The organism is Superficieibacter sp. HKU1, from assembly GCF_029319185.1.
GTDB lineage: Bacteria > Pseudomonadota > Gammaproteobacteria > Enterobacterales > Enterobacteriaceae > Superficieibacter.
In genome coordinates this window covers 526,105-544,473 of the sequence record NZ_CP119754.1, presented here as the reverse complement: position 1 = coordinate 544,473, position 18,369 = coordinate 526,105, and the positions used below count along the sequence as shown (strand labels likewise).

The 18,369-nt window shown below is 52.5% G+C and carries 14 protein-coding genes, 2 tRNA genes and 4 rRNA genes; 7 read left to right on the top strand and 13 right to left on the bottom strand.

All coding sequences use genetic code 11. The annotated features are described in order from the left end of the window. Positions 1-2 precede the first annotated feature (2 nt). The 6 genes from P0H77_RS02670 to P0H77_RS02645 all read left to right on the top strand — a co-directional run bounded on the left by P0H77_RS02670 (position 3) and on the right by P0H77_RS02645 (position 8,094). On the top strand, positions 3-3,116 hold the full coding sequence (locus tag P0H77_RS02670) for an efflux RND transporter permease subunit (RefSeq protein WP_276163465.1): 3,114 nt from the start codon (positions 3-5) through the stop codon (positions 3,114-3,116). Between the two features lie 233 nt (positions 3,117-3,349). Then, positions 3,350-3,571, top strand: coding sequence for a hypothetical protein (locus P0H77_RS02665; RefSeq protein ID WP_276163464.1), 222 nt, complete (start codon positions 3,350-3,352; stop codon positions 3,569-3,571). Between the two features lie 367 nt (positions 3,572-3,938). Further along, the gene (locus P0H77_RS02660; protein ID WP_276163463.1) at positions 3,939-4,964 is read left to right on the top strand and encodes an amino acid ABC transporter substrate-binding protein; all 1,026 of its coding nucleotides are present in this window, start codon (positions 3,939-3,941) and stop codon (positions 4,962-4,964) included. 69 nt (positions 4,965-5,033) lie between these two features. Further along, positions 5,034-6,215 (top strand): amino acid ABC transporter permease, encoded by a 1,182-nt coding sequence (locus P0H77_RS02655; RefSeq protein WP_276163462.1) that lies wholly within the window; start codon positions 5,034-5,036, stop codon positions 6,213-6,215. Between the two features lie 9 nt (positions 6,216-6,224). After that, complete coding sequence (locus P0H77_RS02650; protein WP_276163461.1) at positions 6,225-7,328, top strand: amino acid ABC transporter permease; 1,104 nt, start codon at positions 6,225-6,227, stop codon at positions 7,326-7,328. Positions 7,329-7,335: 7 nt separating this feature from the next. Then, positions 7,336-8,094, top strand: coding sequence for an amino acid ABC transporter ATP-binding protein (locus tag P0H77_RS02645; protein ID WP_176920168.1), 759 nt, complete (start codon positions 7,336-7,338; stop codon positions 8,092-8,094). 145 nt (positions 8,095-8,239) lie between these two features. Here the strand turns inward: P0H77_RS02645 and rrf (P0H77_RS02640) are convergent. The 7 genes from rrf (P0H77_RS02640) to P0H77_RS02610 form a co-directional block, all read right to left on the bottom strand. Then, positions 8,240-8,355, bottom strand: a 5S ribosomal RNA gene (gene rrf, locus P0H77_RS02640). 38 nt (positions 8,356-8,393) lie between these two features. Beyond that, positions 8,394-8,469: transfer RNA gene (locus P0H77_RS02635), tRNA-Thr, on the bottom strand. 14 nt (positions 8,470-8,483) lie between these two features. Further along, positions 8,484-8,599: ribosomal RNA gene (gene rrf, locus P0H77_RS02630) — 5S ribosomal RNA — on the bottom strand. A gap of 95 nt (positions 8,600-8,694) precedes the next feature. After that, positions 8,695-11,600 (bottom strand): 23S ribosomal RNA (locus tag P0H77_RS02625). Positions 11,601-11,784: 184 nt separating this feature from the next. After that, positions 11,785-11,859, bottom strand: a tRNA-Glu gene (locus tag P0H77_RS02620). Positions 11,860-11,946: 87 nt separating this feature from the next. Beyond that, a 16S ribosomal RNA gene (locus P0H77_RS02615) occupies positions 11,947-13,488 on the bottom strand. Together the 16S, 23S and 5S rRNA genes with 2 tRNA genes alongside form the textbook arrangement of a ribosomal RNA operon. Positions 13,489-13,753: 265 nt before the next feature. After that, positions 13,754-13,963: a hypothetical protein gene (locus tag P0H77_RS02610; protein WP_276163460.1), complete on the bottom strand. Its 210-nt coding sequence runs from the start codon at positions 13,961-13,963 to the stop codon at positions 13,754-13,756. Between P0H77_RS02610 and P0H77_RS02605 the strand changes: the two genes are divergently transcribed. Then, on the top strand, positions 13,962-14,516 hold the full coding sequence (locus P0H77_RS02605) for a gamma carbonic anhydrase family protein (RefSeq protein WP_276163459.1): 555 nt from the start codon (positions 13,962-13,964) through the stop codon (positions 14,514-14,516). The genes P0H77_RS02610 and P0H77_RS02605 overlap by 2 nt on opposite strands. On the opposite strand, the gene P0H77_RS02600 is transcribed toward P0H77_RS02605, so the two are convergent. Genes P0H77_RS02600 through dprA form a run of 6 tightly spaced genes read right to left on the bottom strand, consistent with a single transcriptional unit; the run spans position 14,492 to position 18,284 of the window. Next, positions 14,492-14,749, bottom strand: coding sequence for a DUF1488 domain-containing protein (locus P0H77_RS02600; protein ID WP_276163458.1), 258 nt, complete (start codon positions 14,747-14,749; stop codon positions 14,492-14,494). The genes P0H77_RS02605 and P0H77_RS02600 overlap by 25 nt on opposite strands. Then, the gene (gene aroE, locus P0H77_RS02595; protein WP_276163457.1) at positions 14,746-15,564 is read right to left on the bottom strand and encodes a shikimate dehydrogenase; all 819 of its coding nucleotides are present in this window, start codon (positions 15,562-15,564) and stop codon (positions 14,746-14,748) included. The genes P0H77_RS02600 and aroE overlap by 4 nt, the downstream gene beginning before the upstream one ends. Before the next feature lie 4 nt (positions 15,565-15,568). Continuing rightward, positions 15,569-16,141 (bottom strand): L-threonylcarbamoyladenylate synthase type 1 TsaC, encoded by a 573-nt coding sequence (gene tsaC / locus P0H77_RS02590; protein ID WP_276163456.1) that lies wholly within the window; start codon positions 16,139-16,141, stop codon positions 15,569-15,571. Next, a complete protein-coding gene (locus P0H77_RS02585; protein WP_276163455.1) occupies positions 16,131-16,688 on the bottom strand; it encodes a topoisomerase DNA-binding C4 zinc finger domain-containing protein in 558 nt (185 codons plus the stop codon). The genes tsaC and P0H77_RS02585 overlap by 11 nt, the downstream gene beginning before the upstream one ends. 26 nt (positions 16,689-16,714) lie before the next feature. Continuing rightward, on the bottom strand, positions 16,715-17,188 hold the full coding sequence (gene smg / locus P0H77_RS02580; protein ID WP_276163454.1) for a DUF494 family protein Smg: 474 nt from the start codon (positions 17,186-17,188) through the stop codon (positions 16,715-16,717). Then, the gene (dprA, locus tag P0H77_RS02575; RefSeq protein ID WP_276163453.1) at positions 17,160-18,284 is read right to left on the bottom strand and encodes a DNA-protecting protein DprA; all 1,125 of its coding nucleotides are present in this window, start codon (positions 18,282-18,284) and stop codon (positions 17,160-17,162) included. Before dprA ends, smg begins: the two co-directional genes overlap by 29 nt. Positions 18,285-18,369 lie beyond the last annotated feature (85 nt).

Here is an 18,369-nt window from a genome sequence, read left to right as displayed (position 1 = left end):
AAATGGCTAACTTTTTTATCAGACGACCTATTTTTGCATGGGTACTGGCCATCATTTTAATGATGGCAGGCGCGATGGCGATTTTACAAATGCCCGTGGCGCAGTATCCAACTATCGCGCCACCGGCGGTTTCCGTTTCGGCAACCTATCCTGGAGCGGATGCGCAGACGGTACAGGATACCGTAACCCAGGTTATCGAACAGAATATGAACGGCATCGATAACCTGATGTACATGTCCTCCACCAGCGACTCGGCTGGCGGTGTCACGATTACCCTCACCTTCGAGTCAGGCACTAATCCGGATATCGCCCAGGTGCAGGTACAGAATAAACTCCAGCTGGCAATGCCATTGCTGCCGCAGGAAGTTCAGCAACAGGGGATTTCCGTTAAGAAATCCACCAGCAGCTTCCTGATGGTAGCGGGCTTCGTCTCGGACGATCCGAACGTCACGCAGGAAGATATCGCAGACTACGTGGCGTCAAACGTCAAAGATCCGCTGAGCCGCCTCAATGGCGTGGGCGACGTGCAGCTGTTTGGCGCGCAGTACGCGATGCGTATCTGGCTGGACGCCAACCTGCTGAATAAATATCAGCTGACGCCGGTTGATGTCATTAATCAGCTTAAAGTGCAGAACGACCAGATTGCCGCTGGTCAGCTCGGCGGTACACCTGCGGTCAAAGGGCAGCAGTTGAACGCCTCGATTATTGCCCAGACACGCCTGAAAGATCCCGTAGAGTTTGGCAACGTGACGCTGCGGGTGAATGCCGATGGTTCGGTCGTTCGCCTGAAGGATGTGGCGCGCATTGAGCTTGGCGGCGAAAACTACAACATGGTGACCCGCATCAATGGTCGTCCTGCAACAGGTCTGGGGATTAAACTGGCGACGGGTGCAAACGCGCTGGATACCGCCGCCTCGGTAAAGAATAAACTGACCGAGTTGGCACCTTTCTTCCCGCACGGCGTGAAGACGGTTTATCCCTATGACACCACGCCATTCGTGCAAATCTCTATCCGCGAAGTGGTCAAAACGCTTTTCGAAGCGATTATCCTGGTGTTCCTGGTAATGTACCTGTTCTTGCAAAACATCCGCGCCACGCTGATCCCGACCATTGCGGTGCCGGTTGTGTTGCTGGGCACCTTCGCCATTCTTGACGCCTTCGGCTTCTCCATCAATACCCTGACGATGTTCGGTATGGTGCTGGCGATAGGGCTATTGGTGGATGACGCCATCGTCGTGGTTGAGAACGTTGAACGCGTGATGCATGAGGAGCATCTGCCGCCTAAAGAGGCGACGGAGAAATCCATGTCGCAGATTCAGGGCGCGCTGGTGGGTATTGCGATGGTGCTGTCCGCCGTCTTTGTGCCGATGGCGTTTTCCGGTGGCTCAACGGGCGCTATTTATCGCCAGTTCTCGATTACTATCGTTTCGGCAATGGCGCTCTCGGTGCTGGTGGCGATGATCCTGACGCCCGCGCTGTGCGCCACGCTGCTTAAGCCCGCCTCTCCTGAGAAGCACGGCAATAAAGGCGGCTTCTTTGGCTGGTTTAACCGGGTATTTGATAACAGCGTAGGTCACTACACCAATAGCGTGAGCGGTATTGTTCGTAAAACCGGTCGTTACCTGCTGGTTTATCTGCTGATTGTCGTCGGCATGTCGGTATTGTTTGTCCGTCTGCCAACCTCCTTCCTGCCGGACGAAGACCAGGGCGTCTTCATGACGATGATTCAGCTCCCCGCCGGGGCGACGCAGGAACGCACGCAGCAGGTCATGGATCAGGTGACGAATTACTACCTGAACAATGAGAAAGCAAACGTCCAGAGCGTCTTTACGGTTAACGGCTTTAGCTTTAGCGGCCAGGGGCAGAACGCCGGTCTGGCGTTTGTCAGCCTGAAGCCATGGGAGCAGCGTAGCGGTAAAGAAAATAGCGCGCAGGCCGTTATCACTCGTGCCATGAAAGCACTTAGCCAGATACGCGACGCTCGGGTCATTCCTTTTAATATGCCCGCCATTTCAGAACTGGGGACCGGTACAGGCTTCGACTTTGAGCTTATCGACCAGGCCGGACTTGGTCATACTGCACTCACCCAGGCGCGCAATCAGCTTTTGGGTATGGCGATGCAGCATCCTGATACGCTGGTCAACATGCGTCCTAACGGGCTGGAAGATACACCGCAGTTCAAACTGGATGTTGACCAGGAGAAGGCCCAGGCGCTTGGCGTTTCCCTTTCCGATATTAACGAGACGGTTTCCTCGGCATTGGGCGGAACCTACGTGAATGACTTTATCGATCGTGGACGTGTGAAGAAGGTTTATGTCCAGGCCGATGCAAAATTCCGTATGTTGCCATCGGATATCAACAATCTGTATGTCCGCGGGACGAACAATGAGATGGTTCCCTTCTCCGCGTTCAGTACCTCTCACTGGTCTTACGGTTCGCCGCGTCTGGAACGTTACAATGGCCTGCCGTCGATGGAAATTGTCGGTGAGCCTGCCGCAGGAAAAAGTTCTGGCGATGCAATGGCATTGATGGAAAGCCTGGCGGCGAAACTGCCTGCCGGGATCGGCTACGACTGGACGGGATTATCCTACCAGGAAAGGTTGTCCGGCGACCAGGCTCCGGCGCTGATCGCACTGTCAATGGTCGTGGTGTTCCTGTGTCTGGCGGCGCTTTATGAAAGCTGGTCCATCCCGTTCTCGGTGATGCTGGTGGTGCCGCTGGGGATTGTCGGCGTGCTGTTGGCGGCAACCTTCTTTGATAAGAGTAATGACGTTTACTTTAAGGTCGGGTTGCTGACAACCATTGGCCTTTCAGCGAAAAACGCCATTCTGATCGTCGAGTTTGCCAAAGAGCTGATGGAAAAAGAGGGCAAGGGGCTCATAGAAGCCACTATTGAGTCTTGCCGTATGCGTCTGCGCCCTATCCTGATGACCTCGCTGGCATTTATTCTCGGCGTATTGCCTCTGGCAAAAAGTAGCGGGGCTGGTAGCGGCGCGCAAAATGCTGTAGGTATTGGGGTAATGGGTGGTATGATCTCCGCAACGTTACTGGCGATTTTCTTTGTGCCCGTCTTCTTTGTGGTTATCCGGGGCTGGTCAGCCCGCCGCACGAAGTAAGTCACACAACAAAGGCACCTACGGTGCCTTTGTTGGTTATGCCACCTTGTTTTGCCTTCATCATTTCTCCATAGTCCCGCCGTTTTGCTGTCTCTCCCTCCATAATGTTTACAGACCAAATAATTTGAGAATATTTCCCCCATAACAATGTTTATGCTCAATGGTAAAATATCCTTAATGCCCGATACCGCGACTCATGCGGCGCTGAACGAGGCTTTTTTAGAGGTAACACCATGAAGAACTTTATTGCCGTTGCACTGCTAACCACTTTTCTCGCGGGCTGTGCTCATGATTCTCCGTGCGTACCGGTTTATGACGATCAGGGTCGCCTGGTGCACACGAATACCTGTATGAAAGGGACCACTCAGGATAACTGGGAAACCGCAGGCGCAATCGCTGGCGGGGCCGCCGCACTTGCAGGTCTGACGCTGGGTATTGTTGCGTTAACAAAATAACCCCCCTTACAGCGCGGATCGTTTCCGCGCTGTTGCTTTCACCTCTCTCCGCCGGAATCCGCTCCTGGCATTTTCATCCTCTGTACCATGGCAACGTTATATTCACGCGCTTTATTACCTGATACCAGCCTCTCATTTATGAAACATTTTTGCTCTGATTTGTGGCATGCGTTTCATTTTCGCACCAGACCGGGGCGCTAAAACACATTTCCTGCTTCTACACTCAGCCTGATGTGCTCGCTTTTCAGCGCACGTAAAACTGGCACTACCTTTGCTTTATAAAGTATGGCCACAGCCACAGACCGGGTTCAGCCGCTGTCCCGGACGCTTCTCTATAACGATAAATTTTCGTCACACAGGATGCTTTATGAAAAAGATGATGTTAGCCAGCCTGGCCGCTGCCGGCGTGCTTCTCGCGGTTACCAGCCAGGCACATGCGGGTGCCACTTTTGATGCTGTGAAAAAGAAAGGTTTTGTGCAGTGCGGGATCAGTGACGGACTACCCGGTTTTTCTTATGCGGATGCTGACGGTAAGTTTACCGGTATTGATGTGGACATCTGCCGGGGCGTAGCCGCTGCCCTGTTTGGTGACGACAGCAAAGTGAAATATACCCCGCTGACGGCGAAGGAACGTTTCACCGCCTTACAATCCGGTGAAGTGGATATGCTGTCCCGCAATACGACCTGGACATCATCACGCGATGCTGGCATGGGCATGGCTTTCACTGGCGTAACCTATTATGACGGTATCGGTTTCCTGACGCACAATAAAGCCGGTCTGAAAAGCGCCAAAGAGCTTGATGGAGCGACGGTATGTATTCAGGCAGGTACGGATACTGAGCTGAACGTGGCGGATTATTTTAAATCCAACAATATGAAATACACCCCTGTCACCTTCGATCGTTCCGATGAATCGGCTAAAGCGCTGGAATCAGGCCGTTGCGATACGCTGGCTTCTGACCAGTCGCAACTCTATGCCCTGCGTATCAAGCTGAGTAATCCTGGCGAATGGCTTGTTCTGCCGGAAGTCATCTCGAAAGAGCCGCTGGGCCCGGTTGTGCGTCGCGGTGACGATGAATGGTTTGCCGTCGTCCGCTGGACGCTGTTTGCCATGCTGAATGCTGAAGAGATGGGCATCACCTCGAAAAACGTGGATGAGAAAGCAGCAAATCCTGCCACACCGGATATGGCACACCTGTTAGGTAAAGAGGGTGACTACGGTAAGGATCTGAAGCTCGATAATAAGTGGGCTTACAACATCATCAAAAAAGTCGGTAATTATGCTGAAGTTTTCGAGCGTAACGTGGGCTCTGAAAGCCCGCTGAAAATTAAACGCGGTCAGAACAATCTCTGGAACAACGGCGGGATTCAGTACGCTCCTCCGGTACGTTAAGACAGTGCGATGTAACGGGTGTCGCGCCAGCGGCACCCAGCCCAGAGTCATGGTAACAGAGGTTTGCTTATGTCCCATCGCCGCCCAGCCGTAAAAGGATCGTGGTCCTTTTCTAACCCTGCGGTTCGTGCCTGGCTGTTTCAGATTATCGCGATCGTTGTTGTTGTCAGCATCGCGGTATATTTAATCCATAACACGATAACTAACCTGAATAATCGTGGTATTACGTCTGGTTTTGCGTTTCTCGATCGCAGCGCCGGGTTCGGTATAGTGCAGCATCTCATTGATTATGAACAGGGAGATACTTATGGTCGGGTATTTCTCGTCGGGCTATATAACACATTGCTGGTGTCTGCACTGTGTATTGTTTTCGCGTCTTTTTTAGGCTTTTTTCTCGGACTTGCCCGTTTATCGGATAACTGGCTACTGCGTAAAATCTCCACGGTATATATTGAGACCTTTCGTAATATTCCGCCGCTGCTGCAAATTTTCTTCTGGTATTTCGCCGTATTGCGCAACCTGCCCGGCCCACGGCAGGCGGTTAATGCCTTCGAGCTGGTTTTTCTGAGCAACCGGGGGTTATATATTCCGGCTCCGCAAATGGCAGAAGGTCTGACTGCGTTTCTTATCGCGCTGATACTCGCTGTCGCGCTCTCCATTGGCCTGTATCGCTATAATAAAGCGCATCAGCTCAAAACCGGGCAGTTGCGCCGTTCATGGCCAATCATTCTGATACTGTTTATTGCCTTGCCGTTGATTGCCCACTGGACATATGGTGCAGCCCTGCACTGGGATGTTCCTCAGTTACGCGGCTTTAATTTCCGCGGCGGGATGGCGCTTATCCCGGAACTGGCGGCACTGACGCTGGCGTTATCGGTGTATACCTCGACCTTTATTGCTGAAATTATTCGTGCCGGGATCCAGGCCGTTCCCCACGGTCAACATGAGGCGGCACGTTCGTTAGGTCTACCGAATCCGGTCACCTTGCGCCAGGTGATTATTCCACAGGCGCTACGGGTGATCATTCCTCCGCTTACCAGTCAGTACCTCAATATTGTCAAAAACTCATCGCTTGCGGCCGCAATTGGCTATCCAGATATGGTTTCCCTCTTCGCCGGTACGGTACTCAATCAGACCGGTCAGGCCATTGAAACCATTGCTATCACTATGTCGGTCTATCTGATTATCAGCCTCATTATCTCGTTGCTGATGAATATCTATAACCGCCGCATTGCGCTGATTGAGCGTTAAGGATTGGGAATGACAAAAGCATTGCTGTCTCATCCTCCACGCCCGGCCACTGCCAGAACGGGTCGGGCAATTGTCTGGATGCGGAAAAATTTATTTTCGAACTGGTTAAATAGTTTGCTGACGATAGTGTGTGTCTGGCTGATGTGGGAGCTAATCCCACCGTTACTAAACTGGGCGTTTTTACAGGCGAACTGGGTTGGCACAACCCGGGCAGATTGTACGAAAGCTGGCGCATGCTGGGTGTTTATCCATCAGCGCTTCGGCCAGTTTATGTATGGACTTTATCCACACGATCAACGCTGGCGTATTAATCTGGCGCTGATTATCGGTTTGCTCTCTATTGCCATCATGTTCTGGAAAGAGATGCCGCACCGCGGACGTTATATCGCGCTCTGGGCAGTGATTTATCCACTCATCGTCTGGTTTCTACTGTATGGCGGTTTCGCCGGGCTGGAGCGAGTGGAAACCCGTCTCTGGGGCGGCCTGACGTTAACATTGATTATTGCTTCGGTTGGTATTGCCGGAGCATTGCCGCTGGGTATTCTGCTCGCGCTGGGAAGGCGTTCCACGATGCCCGTGGTGCGCATTTTGTCAGTCATTTTTATCGAATTCTGGCGCGGCGTACCGCTCATTACCGTGTTGTTTATGTCATCGGTGATGCTGCCGCTGTTTATGGCGGAAGGAACCAGCATTGATAAATTGATCCGCGCGCTGGTCGGGGTGATCTTATTCCAGTCCGCCTATGTGGCGGAAGTGGTGCGCGGCGGCTTACAGGCGTTGCCGAAAGGACAGTATGAAGCGGCTGAATCGCTGGCGCTGGGTTACTGGAAAACGCAGGGGCTGGTGATTCTGCCTCAGGCGTTGAAGCTAGTGATCCCCGGCCTTGTGAATACCATTATTGCGCTGTTTAAAGATACCAGTCTGGTGATCATCATCGGCCTGTTCGATCTCTTTAGCAGCGTGCAGCAGGCCACGGTCGATCCGGCCTGGCTTGGAATGTCGACAGAAGGATATGTGTTTGCCGCACTGATCTACTGGATCTTTTGTTTCAGCATGTCGCGCTATAGCCAGCACCTGGAGAAGCGCTTTAATACCGGGCGTACACCGCACTGAGGATTTTATGAGCCAAATTACAATGCAACCTGCCGACGCGATGATTACGCTGGATAACGTGAATAAGTGGTACGGTCAGTTTCATGTTTTAAAAGATATCAATTTGAAGGTGAAACAGGGGGAACGTATTGTCCTCTGTGGTCCCTCCGGTTCAGGCAAATCGACAACGATTCGCTGTATTAACCACCTGGAAGAACATCAGCAGGGCCGGATTGTGGTTGACGGTATCGAGCTTAATGACGATATCCGTAATATTGAGAAGGTGCGTCAGGAAGTGGGAATGGTGTTCCAGCACTTCAATTTATTTCCCCATTTAACCGTACTGCAGAACTGTACTCTGGCCCCGATTTGGGTACGCAAGATGCCGAAAAAAGAAGCGGAAGCGCTGGCAATGCACTATCTGGAGCGCGTAAGAATTGCCGAACATGCGCATAAATTTCCCGGACAGATTTCCGGCGGGCAGCAACAACGTGTCGCCATTGCGCGTTCACTGTGTATGAAGCCTAAAATTATGCTGTTTGATGAGCCAACGTCTGCGCTCGATCCGGAAATGGTGAAAGAAGTGCTGGATACTATGATCGGACTGGCGCAGTCCGGTATGACGATGCTGTGCGTAACGCATGAGATGGGTTTTGCCCGTACCGTTGCGGATCGCGTGATATTTATGGATCGCGGGGAAATCGTGGAACAGGCACCCCCGGATGAGTTCTTCGCCAGGCCGAAATCGGAGCGTACACGCGCCTTTTTGTCGCAGGTGATCCATTAATTTTTTATTGGCCCGGAAGATCTTTACCTGTCGGGCCTGTCTTAATCAGTCAGAAGCGTGGCAAAAGGGGCTATATCACCACGCTTTTTCACTAAGCTAAACGCAAAAAGGCCATCCTTTCGGATGGCCTTTTCACTTGATTGATGTCTGGCAGTTCCCTACTCTCGCATGGGGAGACCCCACACTACCATCGGCGCTACGGCGTTTCACTTCTGAGTTCGGCATGGGGTCAGGTGGGACCACCGCGCTACTGCCGCCAGACAAATTCTTTTCTTAGCGCCGAACTTTAACCTTAAAACTGGTGCTGATACCCAGAGTCGAACTGGGGACCTCACCCTTACCAAGGGTGCGCTCTACCAACTGAGCCATATCAGCACACTTAATTTGATGCCTGGCAGTTCCCTACTCTCGCATGGGGAGACCCCACACTACCATCGGCGCTACGGCGTTTCACTTCTGAGTTCGGCATGGGGTCAGGTGGGACCACCGCGCTGTTGCCGCCAGGCAAATTCTGTTTATCAGGGTGCATTCCGCACACTGATTAATCTGTAATCAGGCTGAAAATCTCTCTCAAATCCGCCAAAACAGCTTCGGCGTTGTAAGGTTAAGCCTCACGGTTCATTAGTACCGGTTAGCTCAACGCATCGCTGCGCTTACACACCCGGCCTATCAACGTCGTCGTCTTCAACGTTCCTTCAGGAGACTTAAAGTCTCAGGGAGAACTCATCTCGGGGCAAGTTTCGTGCTTAGATGCTTTCAGCACTTATCTCTTCCGCATTTAGCTACCGGGCAGTGCCATTGGCATGACAACCCGAACACCAGTGATGCGTCCACTCCGGTCCTCTCGTACTAGGAGCAGCCCCCCTCAGTTCTCCAGCGCCCACGGCAGATAGGGACCGAACTGTCTCACGACGTTCTAAACCCAGCTCGCGTACCACTTTAAATGGCGAACAGCCATACCCTTGGGACCTACTTCAGCCCCAGGATGTGATGAGCCGACATCGAGGTGCCAAACACCGCCGTCGATATGAACTCTTGGGCGGTATCAGCCTGTTATCCCCGGAGTACCTTTTATCCGTTGAGCGATGGCCCTTCCATTCAGAACCACCGGATCACTATGACCTGCTTTCGCACCTGCTCGCGCCGTCACGCTCGCAGTCAAGCCAGCTTATGCCATTGCACTAACCTCCTGATGTCCGACCAGGATTAGCTGACCTTCGTGCTCCTCCGTTACGCTTTAGGAGGAGACCGCCCCAGTCAAACTACCCACCAGACACTGTCCGCAACCCGGATTACGGGCCCACGTTAGAACACCAGCCATTAAAGGGTGGTATTTCAAGGATGGCTCCATGCAGACTGGCGTCCACACTTCAAAGCCTCCCACCTATCCTACACATCAAGGACCAGTGTTCAGTGTCAAGCTATAGTAAAGGTTCACGGGGTCTTTCCGTCTTGCCGCGGGTACACTGCATCTTCACAGCGAGTTCAATTTCACTGAGTCCCGGGTGGAGACAGCCTGGCCATCATTACGCCATTCGTGCAGGTCGGAACTTACCCGACAAGGAATTTCGCTACCTTAGGACCGTTATAGTTACGGCCGCCGTTTACCGGGGCTTCGATCAGGAGCTTCTCTTGCGATAACCCCATCAATTAACCTTCCGGCACCGGGCAGGCGTCACACCGTATACGTCCACTTTCGTGTTTGCACAGTGCTGTGTTTTTAATAAACAGTTGCAGCCAGCTGGTATCTTCGACTGGTTTCAGCTCCGTGAGCAAGTCACTTCACCTACGCACCAGCGTGCCTTCTCCCGAAGTTACGGCACCATTTTGCCTAGTTCCTTCACCCGGGTTCTCTCAAGCGCCTTGGTATTCTCTACCTGACCACCTGTGTCGGTTTGGGGTACGATTTCGTGTTACCTGATGCTTAGAGGCTTTTCCTGGAAGCAGGGCATTTGTCACTTCAGCACCGTAGTGCCTCGTCATCACGCCTCAGTGTTAATGCGCAACCGGATTTACCTGGTCGCACCACCTTCACGCTTAAACCGGGACAACCGTCGCCCGGCCGACATAGCCTTCTCCGTCCCCCCTTCGCAGTAACACCAAGTACGGGAATATTAACCCGTTTCCCATCGACTACGCCTTTCGGCCTCGCCTTAGGGGTCGACTCACCCTGCCCCGATTAACGTTGGACAGGAACCCTTGGTCTTCCGGCGTGCGGGTTTTTCACCCGCATTATCGTTACTTATGTCAGCATTCGCACTTCTGATACCTCCAGCAGCCCTCACAGGCCACCTTCAACGGCTTACAGAACGCTCCCCTACCCAACAACGCATAAGCGTCGCTGCCGCAGCTTCGGTGCATGGTTTAGCCCCGTTACATCTTCCGCGCAGGCCGACTCGACCAGTGAGCTATTACGCTTTCTTTAAATGATGGCTGCTTCTAAGCCAACATCCTGGCTGTCTGGGCCTTCCCACATCGTTTCCCACTTAACCATGACTTTGGGACCTTAGCTGGCGGTCTGGGTTGTTTCCCTCTTCACGACGGACGTTAGCACCCGCCGTGTGTCTCCCGTGATAACATTCTTCGGTATTCGCAGTTTGCATCGGATCGGTAAGTCGGGATGACCCCCTGGCCGAAACAGTGCTCTACCCCCGAAGATGAGTTCACGAGGCGCTACCTAAATAGCTTTCGGGGAGAACCAGCTATCTCCCGGTTTGATTGGCCTTTCACCCCCAGCCACAGGTCATCCGCTAATTTTTCAACATTAGTCGGTTCGGTCCTCCAGTTAGTGTTACCCAACCTTCAACCTGCCCATGGCTAGATCACCGGGTTTCGGGTCTATACCCTGCAACTTAACGCCCAATTAAGACTCGGTTTCCCTCCGGCTCCCCTATACGGTTAACCTTGCTACAGAATATAAGTCGCTGACCCATTATACAAAAGGTACGCAGTCACCCCACAAGGAGGCTCCCACTGCTTGTACGTACACGGTTTCAGGTTCTTTTTCACTCCCCTCGCCGGGGTTCTTTTCGCCTTTCCCTCACGGTACTGGTTCACTATCGGTCAGTCAGGAGTATTTAGCCTTGGAGGATGGTCCCCCCATATTCAGACAGGATACCACGTGTCCCGCCCTACTCTTCGAGTTCACAGTGCGTGTGATTTTGTGTACGGGACTATCACCCTGTACCGCCGGACTTTCCAGACCGTTCCACTACCACACACGCTGATTCAGACTCCGGGCTCCTCCCCGTTCGCTCGCCGCTACTGGGGGAATCTCGGTTGATTTCTTTTCCTCGGGGTACTTAGATGTTTCAGTTCCCCCGGTTCGCCTCGTTAAGCTATGTATTCACTTAACGATAGTGCAACGGATTGCACTGGGTTTCCCCATTCGGGTATCGCCGGGTATAACGGTTCATATCACCTTACCGGCGCTTATCGCAGATTAGCACGCCCTTCATCGCCTCTGACTGCCAGGGCATCCACCGTGTACGCTTAGTCGCTTAACCTCACAACCCGAAGCTGTTTCACTTCGTGTTGCGAAAATTTGAGAGACCCACGAACAACTCGCGTTGTTCAGTGTTTTTCAATTTTCAGCTTGATCCAGATTTTTAAAGAGCAAATATCTCAAACGTGACTCGTGAGTCAGTTTTGAGATACGTTTGGTTGTGCCTTTCACCCACAGCCAGCAAGTGGCGTCCCCTAGGGGATTCGAACCCCTGTTGCCGCCGTGAAAGGGCGGAGTCCTAACCGCTAGACGAAGGGGACACGGAGTGTCGCGACTTCGCAGCCGTCTTGCTCGTTACTTTTCATCAGACAATCTGTGTGAGCACTTCAAAGAACGTTTCTTTAAGGTAAGGAGGTGATCCAACCGCAGGTTCCCCTACGGTTACCTTGTTACGACTTCACCCCAGTCATGAATCACAAAGTGGTAAGCGCCCTCCCGAAGGTTAAGCTACCTACTTCTTTTGCAACCCACTCCCATGGTGTGACGGGCGGTGTGTACAAGGCCCGGGAACGTATTCACCGTGGCATTCTGATCCACGATTACTAGCGATTCCGACTTCACGGAGTCGAGTTGCAGACTCCGATCCGGACTACGACATACTTTATGAGGTCCGCTTGCTCTCGCGAGGTCGCTTCTCTTTGTATATGCCATTGTAGCACGTGTGTAGCCCTGGTCGTAAGGGCCATGATGACTTGACGTCATCCCCACCTTCCTCCAGTTTATCACTGGCAGTCTCCTTTGAGTTCCCGGCCGGACCGCTGGCAACAAAGGATAAGGGTTGCGCTCGTTGCGGGACTTAACCCAACATTTCACAACACGAGCTGACGACAGCCATGCAGCACCTGTCTCACGGTTCCCGAAGGCACAAATCCATCTCTGGATTCTTCCGTGGATGTCAAGACCAGGTAAGGTTCTTCGCGTTGCATCGAATTAAACCACATGCTCCACCGCTTGTGCGGGCCCCCGTCAATTCATTTGAGTTTTAACCTTGCGGCCGTACTCCCCAGGCGGTCGACTTAACGCGTTAGCTCCGGAAGCCACGCCTCAAGGGCACAACCTCCAAGTCGACATCGTTTACGGCGTGGACTACCAGGGTATCTAATCCTGTTTGCTCCCCACGCTTTCGCACCTGAGCGTCAGTCTTTGTCCAGGGGGCCGCCTTCGCCACCGGTATTCCTCCAGATCTCTACGCATTTCACCGCTACACCTGGAATTCTACCCCCCTCTACAAGACTCCAGTCTGACAGTTTCGAATGCAGTTCCCGGGTTGAGCCCGGGGATTTCACATCCGACTTGTCAGACCGCCTGCGTGCGCTTTACGCCCAGTAATTCCGATTAACGCTTGCACCCTCCGTATTACCGCGGCTGCTGGCACGGAGTTAGCCGGTGCTTCTTCTGCGGGTAACGTCAATCAACGTGGTTATTAACCACATCGCCTTCCTCCCCGCTGAAAGTACTTTACAACCCGAAGGCCTTCTTCATACACGCGGCATGGCTGCATCAGGCTTGCGCCCATTGTGCAATATTCCCCACTGCTGCCTCCCGTAGGAGTCTGGACCGTGTCTCAGTTCCAGTGTGGCTGGTCATCCTCTCAGACCAGCTAGGGATCGTCGCCTTGGTGAGCCGTTACCCCACCAACCAGCTAATCCCATCTGGGCACATCCGATGGCAAGAGGCCCGAAGGTCCCCCTCTTTGGTCCGAAGACGTTATGCGGTATTAGCTACCGTTTCCAGTAGTTATCCCCCTCCATCAGGCAGTTTCCCAGACATTACTCACCCGTCCGCCACTCGTCAGCGAAGCAGCAAGCTGCTTCCTGTTACCGTTCGACTTGCATGTGTTAGGCCTGCCGCCAGCGTTCAATCTGAGCCATGATCAAACTCTTCAATTTAAGTTTGATGCTCAAAGAATTAAACTTCGTAATGAATTACGTGTTCACTCTGAGACTTGGTATTTCTTTTTCGTCCGAGGACGTTTAAGAATCCGTATCTTCGAGTGCCCACACAGATTGTCTGATAAATTGTTAAAGAGCAGTTGCGACGCGGCTTACAGCTCACCGTCGCGAGGTGGCGTATATTACGCTTTCCTCTTTCAGAGTCAACCCTGAATTTCAGGATTTTTCTCTTCAACCGGCCCGGCTGTTTGTGTGAAGTGATTCACATCCGCCGTGTCGATGGAGGCGCATTATAGGGATCCCAGCTTTTAGCACAAGCCTTTTTTCGATCTTTTTTTCTAACTGGTGTTTTATCATTCTTTTTGCTGTGATCCTGCTCGATCTGCTTAAATTTTGGTGCATGTAAGGCTTGCTCCCGCCAGACAAAGCCCGCAAAGTTATTATTACAGTCAGCAGCAGCAGAGGTAATCATGCCCGCAGTATTACGTCCCTACAGAGATCTTTTCCCAAAAGTTGGTCAACGCGTAATGATCGACACCACCAGCGTTGTCATTGGTGACGTCCGCCTTGCCGAAGATGTCGGCATCTGGCCGCTGGTCGTTATACGTGGAGATGTTAATTACGTTGAGATTGGAGCCCGTAGCAATATTCAGGATGGCAGCGTGCTGCACGTTACCCATAAATCTTCTTTTAACCCGGAAGGCAACCCGCTTCTGATTGGTGAGGATGTGACAGTTGGACATAAGGTCATGCTGCACGGATGCACTATTGGTAATCGGGTGTTGGTAGGAATGGGATCGATTTTACTTGATGGTTCAGTAATAGAAGATGACGTGATGATTGGAGCCGGTAGCCTTGTCCCACAGAATAAGCGTCTGGCAAGCGGTTATCTTTATCTTGGCAGTCCGGTAAAACAGATCCGCCCCCTGACCGAGGCGGAGATTGAAGGACTGAAGTATTCTGCAAACAACTACGTCAAATGGAAAGATGAGTACCTGGATCAGGATAACCAGATCCAGCCCTGATCGTCTTCCTGCTGATCCCGAATAAGCGCTTCGGCTTCCTCTTCAAGATCCCAGCGCTGTTCCCGGAAGGCCGCAATCCAGCTCGCTGGCGTATCGCCGCCAAAACGGTGCGCCAGCGTTGTGTCTTTTATTACACACGTTAACTGCATGCCATTGACCAGTGCCGGAAAACACAGCGCCCGCACGCTATCCCGCCACTCCTCGCGATCGGGAAACTGAATCGCCTGATTCATTTCGCCAGTTCCAGCTTTAGTTTTTCAATAACGGGCAGCGTATCAGGCAAAATGCCGTGCCACAGGAGCACTGCATGTGCCGCCTGACCCACCAGCATTCCTAAACCATCCGCACATTGATGAGCACCCTGTTGTTCACACCAGTTAAGGAAAGGCGTACTTCCCTTCTGATAAAACATGTCATAGCAATAAAGGTCAGGATGAATTAGCGAGGCAGGAATATCCGGCACGTCACCGGCAATGCCGCTTGATGTTGCATTAATGATGAGATCAAATTCATGTTCGCCCAAATCACTCATCGCGACAGCTTTTACGCTGCCGGTATGGGCAAAAAGCTGCGCCAGCTCCTGCGCACGTGTAAAAGTACGATTGGTGATGGTTACGGCACAGTCCAGAGAAAGCAAAGGCAATAATACTCCGCGTGACGCGCCTCCTGCCCCTACCAGCAATACGCGCGCACCTGTTCTGATAAATGCCAGACGTTGCAGATCGCTTAGCAAGCCGATGCCGTCGGTGTTATCACCTAGCAATCGGCCATCCTCAAGACGCTTAAGCGTATTCACCGCGCCAGCCAGCGCCGCCCTTTCGGTAAGCTCATCGGCATGAGCAAAAGCTTGTTCTTTGAAGGGTACGGTTACGTTCGCCCCCTTTCCCCCGGCGGCAAAAAAATCGTCCAGCGTCGCAATGAAGTTATTCAGTGGAGCCAGCACGCGCCCGTAAGGATGTTCAATCTGTAACTGCGCAGCGAATTGCTGATGAATAAAAGGCGATTTGCTGTGCGCGACTGGATGACCAAAAACGGCATAGGTTTCCATATGATTACCCCTGTCGAAACTGCTCGCCCGTCAGGGCATCGCGGATCTCAGATGGATTCTGACGACCACCGGTTGCCCCCTCGAGGATCGGAAAATCGTCGCCAAACTGTGCACGAACTTCATCTGCGGTGCGACATGGCGGAAGGGTCGTGAGGTTTGCACTGGTTGATACCAGTGGTTTTCCATAGGCCTGGCACAGTTCAACCACCAGAGGATGATCGGTAACACGTACCGCCAGAGAATCAAAACGTCCCGTTAACCAGCGGGGAGTGGTCGCCTTTGCCGGAAAAACAAAGGTCACTGGCCCAGGCCAACGGGCAAAAATCGCTTCACGCTGTGCCGGCGTCAGCACTCCATCATTAATATAAGGCGTAAGCTGTTCAAAATTAGCTGCGATAAGGATCAATCCCTTTTCGACGGGACGCTGTTTTAATTCCAGCAGGCGATTAACGGCAGTTTCACTATCTGGATCGCAACCGACACCAAACACCGCTTCAGTCGGGTAGGCAAGCACGAGTTGATTTTTGAGTATAGCCACTGCCTCAGCAATGGCCTTTGGGTGCAGGTTATTCTTCACTGGTTTGTTTCGCCGTAACCGGCTTTCCACATTGTTTACTCGCACAAAAAAGTTTTACGCCCTGTGCGGTTTTCTTTTCTATTAACAGCGGATAATGACATTCAGGGCATTCACCCGCTACGGGTTTGAAATTAATAACAAACTGACACTCCGGATAGCGATCGCAGGAGTGAAAGGTTTTGCCGAAACGAGAGCGCCGCTGGACAAGGTGTCCAGCCTGACACTGCGGACAGGTAATAGCGGTATCGTCAGGTTTATCGATATGTTCTGTATGTTCACATTCCGGGTAGCGGCTGCAGCCGATGAACATACCAAAGCGTCCCTGACGCAGGACAAGCACTGCGCCACAGACAGGGCACAACTGCCCCTCCAGGACTTTAACGATATGTCCGTCGGCCTGACTTTTCAGGGGGCGGACATAATCGCATTCCGGATAATGGGAACACCCGAGAAACGGACCGTGTTTCCCGGACCGAATGACAAGTTCAGCCCCGCACTGCGGGCAGGGCTCGTTTTTACGCACCGCAAAAAGTGCTGATTTGGTCATAACGATTCTTGTTGCCACACAAAAGATTAGTGCAGCATACCTTCATTCACTTCAAAGAGTAATTCTTCCATCTGCTGATACGCGTTTTCGCAGCCAGGAATATTGAACAAAACCATCAGGATCACCCATTTAAGATCGTCGAGTTCAAATTCGCCGGTATCCAGCGCCAACGCACGCTCAATGACCATTTCACGCGTATCGAGGTTGAGCACCTGAATCTGCTCCAGGAATAACAGGAACCCCCGGCAACTGGCATCCAGTCTCTCACATTCTTCTGCAGTATAAATGCGTACAGAAAGCGGATCGGAAGCAAGCTGCATCGGTTCGACAAGGCCTTCCTGATAATCTGCCAGCTTTTCAAGCCACACCAGCGCGCTGTAGATATCTTCTCGGTCAAAACCGGCGTCGGTAAGATCCCGCGTCAGTTTATCCTGGTCCACACGCATCTCTGCTTCGTTATGGATGTAAGTCTCAAACAAATACATTAGTACGTCGAACATGGCTTGCCCTCCTTAATCGGACATAGCCGCCGGGTACAGCTGCGATCCACCCTGCTAACTCCAGTTCAAGTAGCTGAGCCACTGTCACTGGCACAGGTTGGCCGGCACGTTCAGCGACGACGTCAACAGGTGTTACCTCATCTCCTACGTTAGCCAGGAGCTCAGGAAATGGCAATGCCACGGCTTCGTGTTCTGGTGAATAAATTGTAATTTCTGCCTTATCTGGCAATGATTGAAACGGAAATTGCACGTTTTCAAGGATATCCTCAAGCGCAGTCACAGGAATGGCTCCCTGCTTAATTAACCAGTGGGGACCTTCGCTGCCAGGATTACCTAACGGCCCCGGCAGGGCGAATACATCCCGCCCCTGCTCCAGAGCGCAACGCGCTGTCACCAGCGAACCGCTGCGAATAGCGGCCTCCACCACCAGCACGCCGAGGCTTAACCCACTAATAATACGGTTACGCTGAGGAAAATTCTCCGGTCGGGGTGGCGCGGAAAGCGGAAACTCGGAGATGACCGCCCCGCCAGATTGAACGATGGCCGCCGCCAGTGAAGCGTGGCTACGCGGATGAACCGTGAATAACCCATTCCCGAGAACCGCGATACTTTTCCCGCTTGCGCTAAGCGCCGCAGTATGTGCGATACCGTCGATGCCTCTGGCAAGTCCGCTGGTAATAATCAGTCCGCTGGAGACAAGCGCTTTACTGAAGCTTTGCCCCCAATGCTGCCCGTACCATGAATGATTACGACTCCCAACCACTGCCAGTTGTGGAGAAGCAAGGCACGCCGGATCGCCATGTATAAAGAGCGCACCAGGGTAGTCAGTAATTGCACGTAATTGCGGTGGATAACGGGAGTCATCCGCACTTATCAGGTGATGATCAGGATGATCGAGCCAGCTCAGGCTACGGTCGAGATCCACAGGCGTTAGCGCCATAAAGGTAGCGCTTTGCTTTAGCGTTAACCCCGCCGCCAGCAGGCTGTCTCTCTCAACATGCGATTGTTTCATCAGGTTCTGCGCCAGACGAACCATTCGGTCGCCATAAAGCTGGCGAATATTTAACAGGCGTAGCCAAATTTCGGTGGGCGTCATCCATTTCCCCTTGCCACAAGCACTTCCGGCAATCTTTGCGATTGGTCACTGATGCTGTCAATCAAGGGGAGATTTGTCTAGAATA

Bases quoted from the DNA above. Each gene is read 5' to 3' on its own strand.
- P0H77_RS02670 (WP_276163465.1), top strand. From the start codon at position 3: ATGGCTAACTTTTTTATCAGACGACCTATTTTTGCATGGGTACTGGCC.
- P0H77_RS02665 (WP_276163464.1), top strand. From the start codon at position 3,350: ATGAAGAACTTTATTGCCGTTGCACTGCTAACCACTTTTCTCGCGGGC.
- P0H77_RS02660 (WP_276163463.1), top strand. From the start codon at position 3,939: ATGAAAAAGATGATGTTAGCCAGCCTGGCCGCTGCCGGCGTGCTTCTC.
- P0H77_RS02655 (WP_276163462.1), top strand. From the start codon at position 5,034: ATGTCCCATCGCCGCCCAGCCGTAAAAGGATCGTGGTCCTTTTCTAAC.
- P0H77_RS02650 (WP_276163461.1), top strand. From the start codon at position 6,225: ATGACAAAAGCATTGCTGTCTCATCCTCCACGCCCGGCCACTGCCAGA.
- P0H77_RS02645 (WP_176920168.1), top strand. From the start codon at position 7,336: ATGAGCCAAATTACAATGCAACCTGCCGACGCGATGATTACGCTGGAT.
- P0H77_RS02605 (WP_276163459.1), top strand. From the start codon at position 13,962: ATGCCCGCAGTATTACGTCCCTACAGAGATCTTTTCCCAAAAGTTGGT.
- P0H77_RS02610 (WP_276163460.1), bottom strand. From the start codon at position 13,963: ATGATTACCTCTGCTGCTGCTGACTGTAATAATAACTTTGCGGGCTTT.
- P0H77_RS02600 (WP_276163458.1), bottom strand. From the start codon at position 14,749: ATGAATCAGGCGATTCAGTTTCCCGATCGCGAGGAGTGGCGGGATAGC.
- aroE (WP_276163457.1), bottom strand. From the start codon at position 15,564: ATGGAAACCTATGCCGTTTTTGGTCATCCAGTCGCGCACAGCAAATCG.
- P0H77_RS02585 (WP_276163455.1), bottom strand. From the start codon at position 16,688: ATGACCAAATCAGCACTTTTTGCGGTGCGTAAAAACGAGCCCTGCCCG.
- smg (WP_276163454.1), bottom strand. From the start codon at position 17,188: ATGTTCGACGTACTAATGTATTTGTTTGAGACTTACATCCATAACGAA.
- dprA (WP_276163453.1), bottom strand. From the start codon at position 18,284: ATGACGCCCACCGAAATTTGGCTACGCCTGTTAAATATTCGCCAGCTT.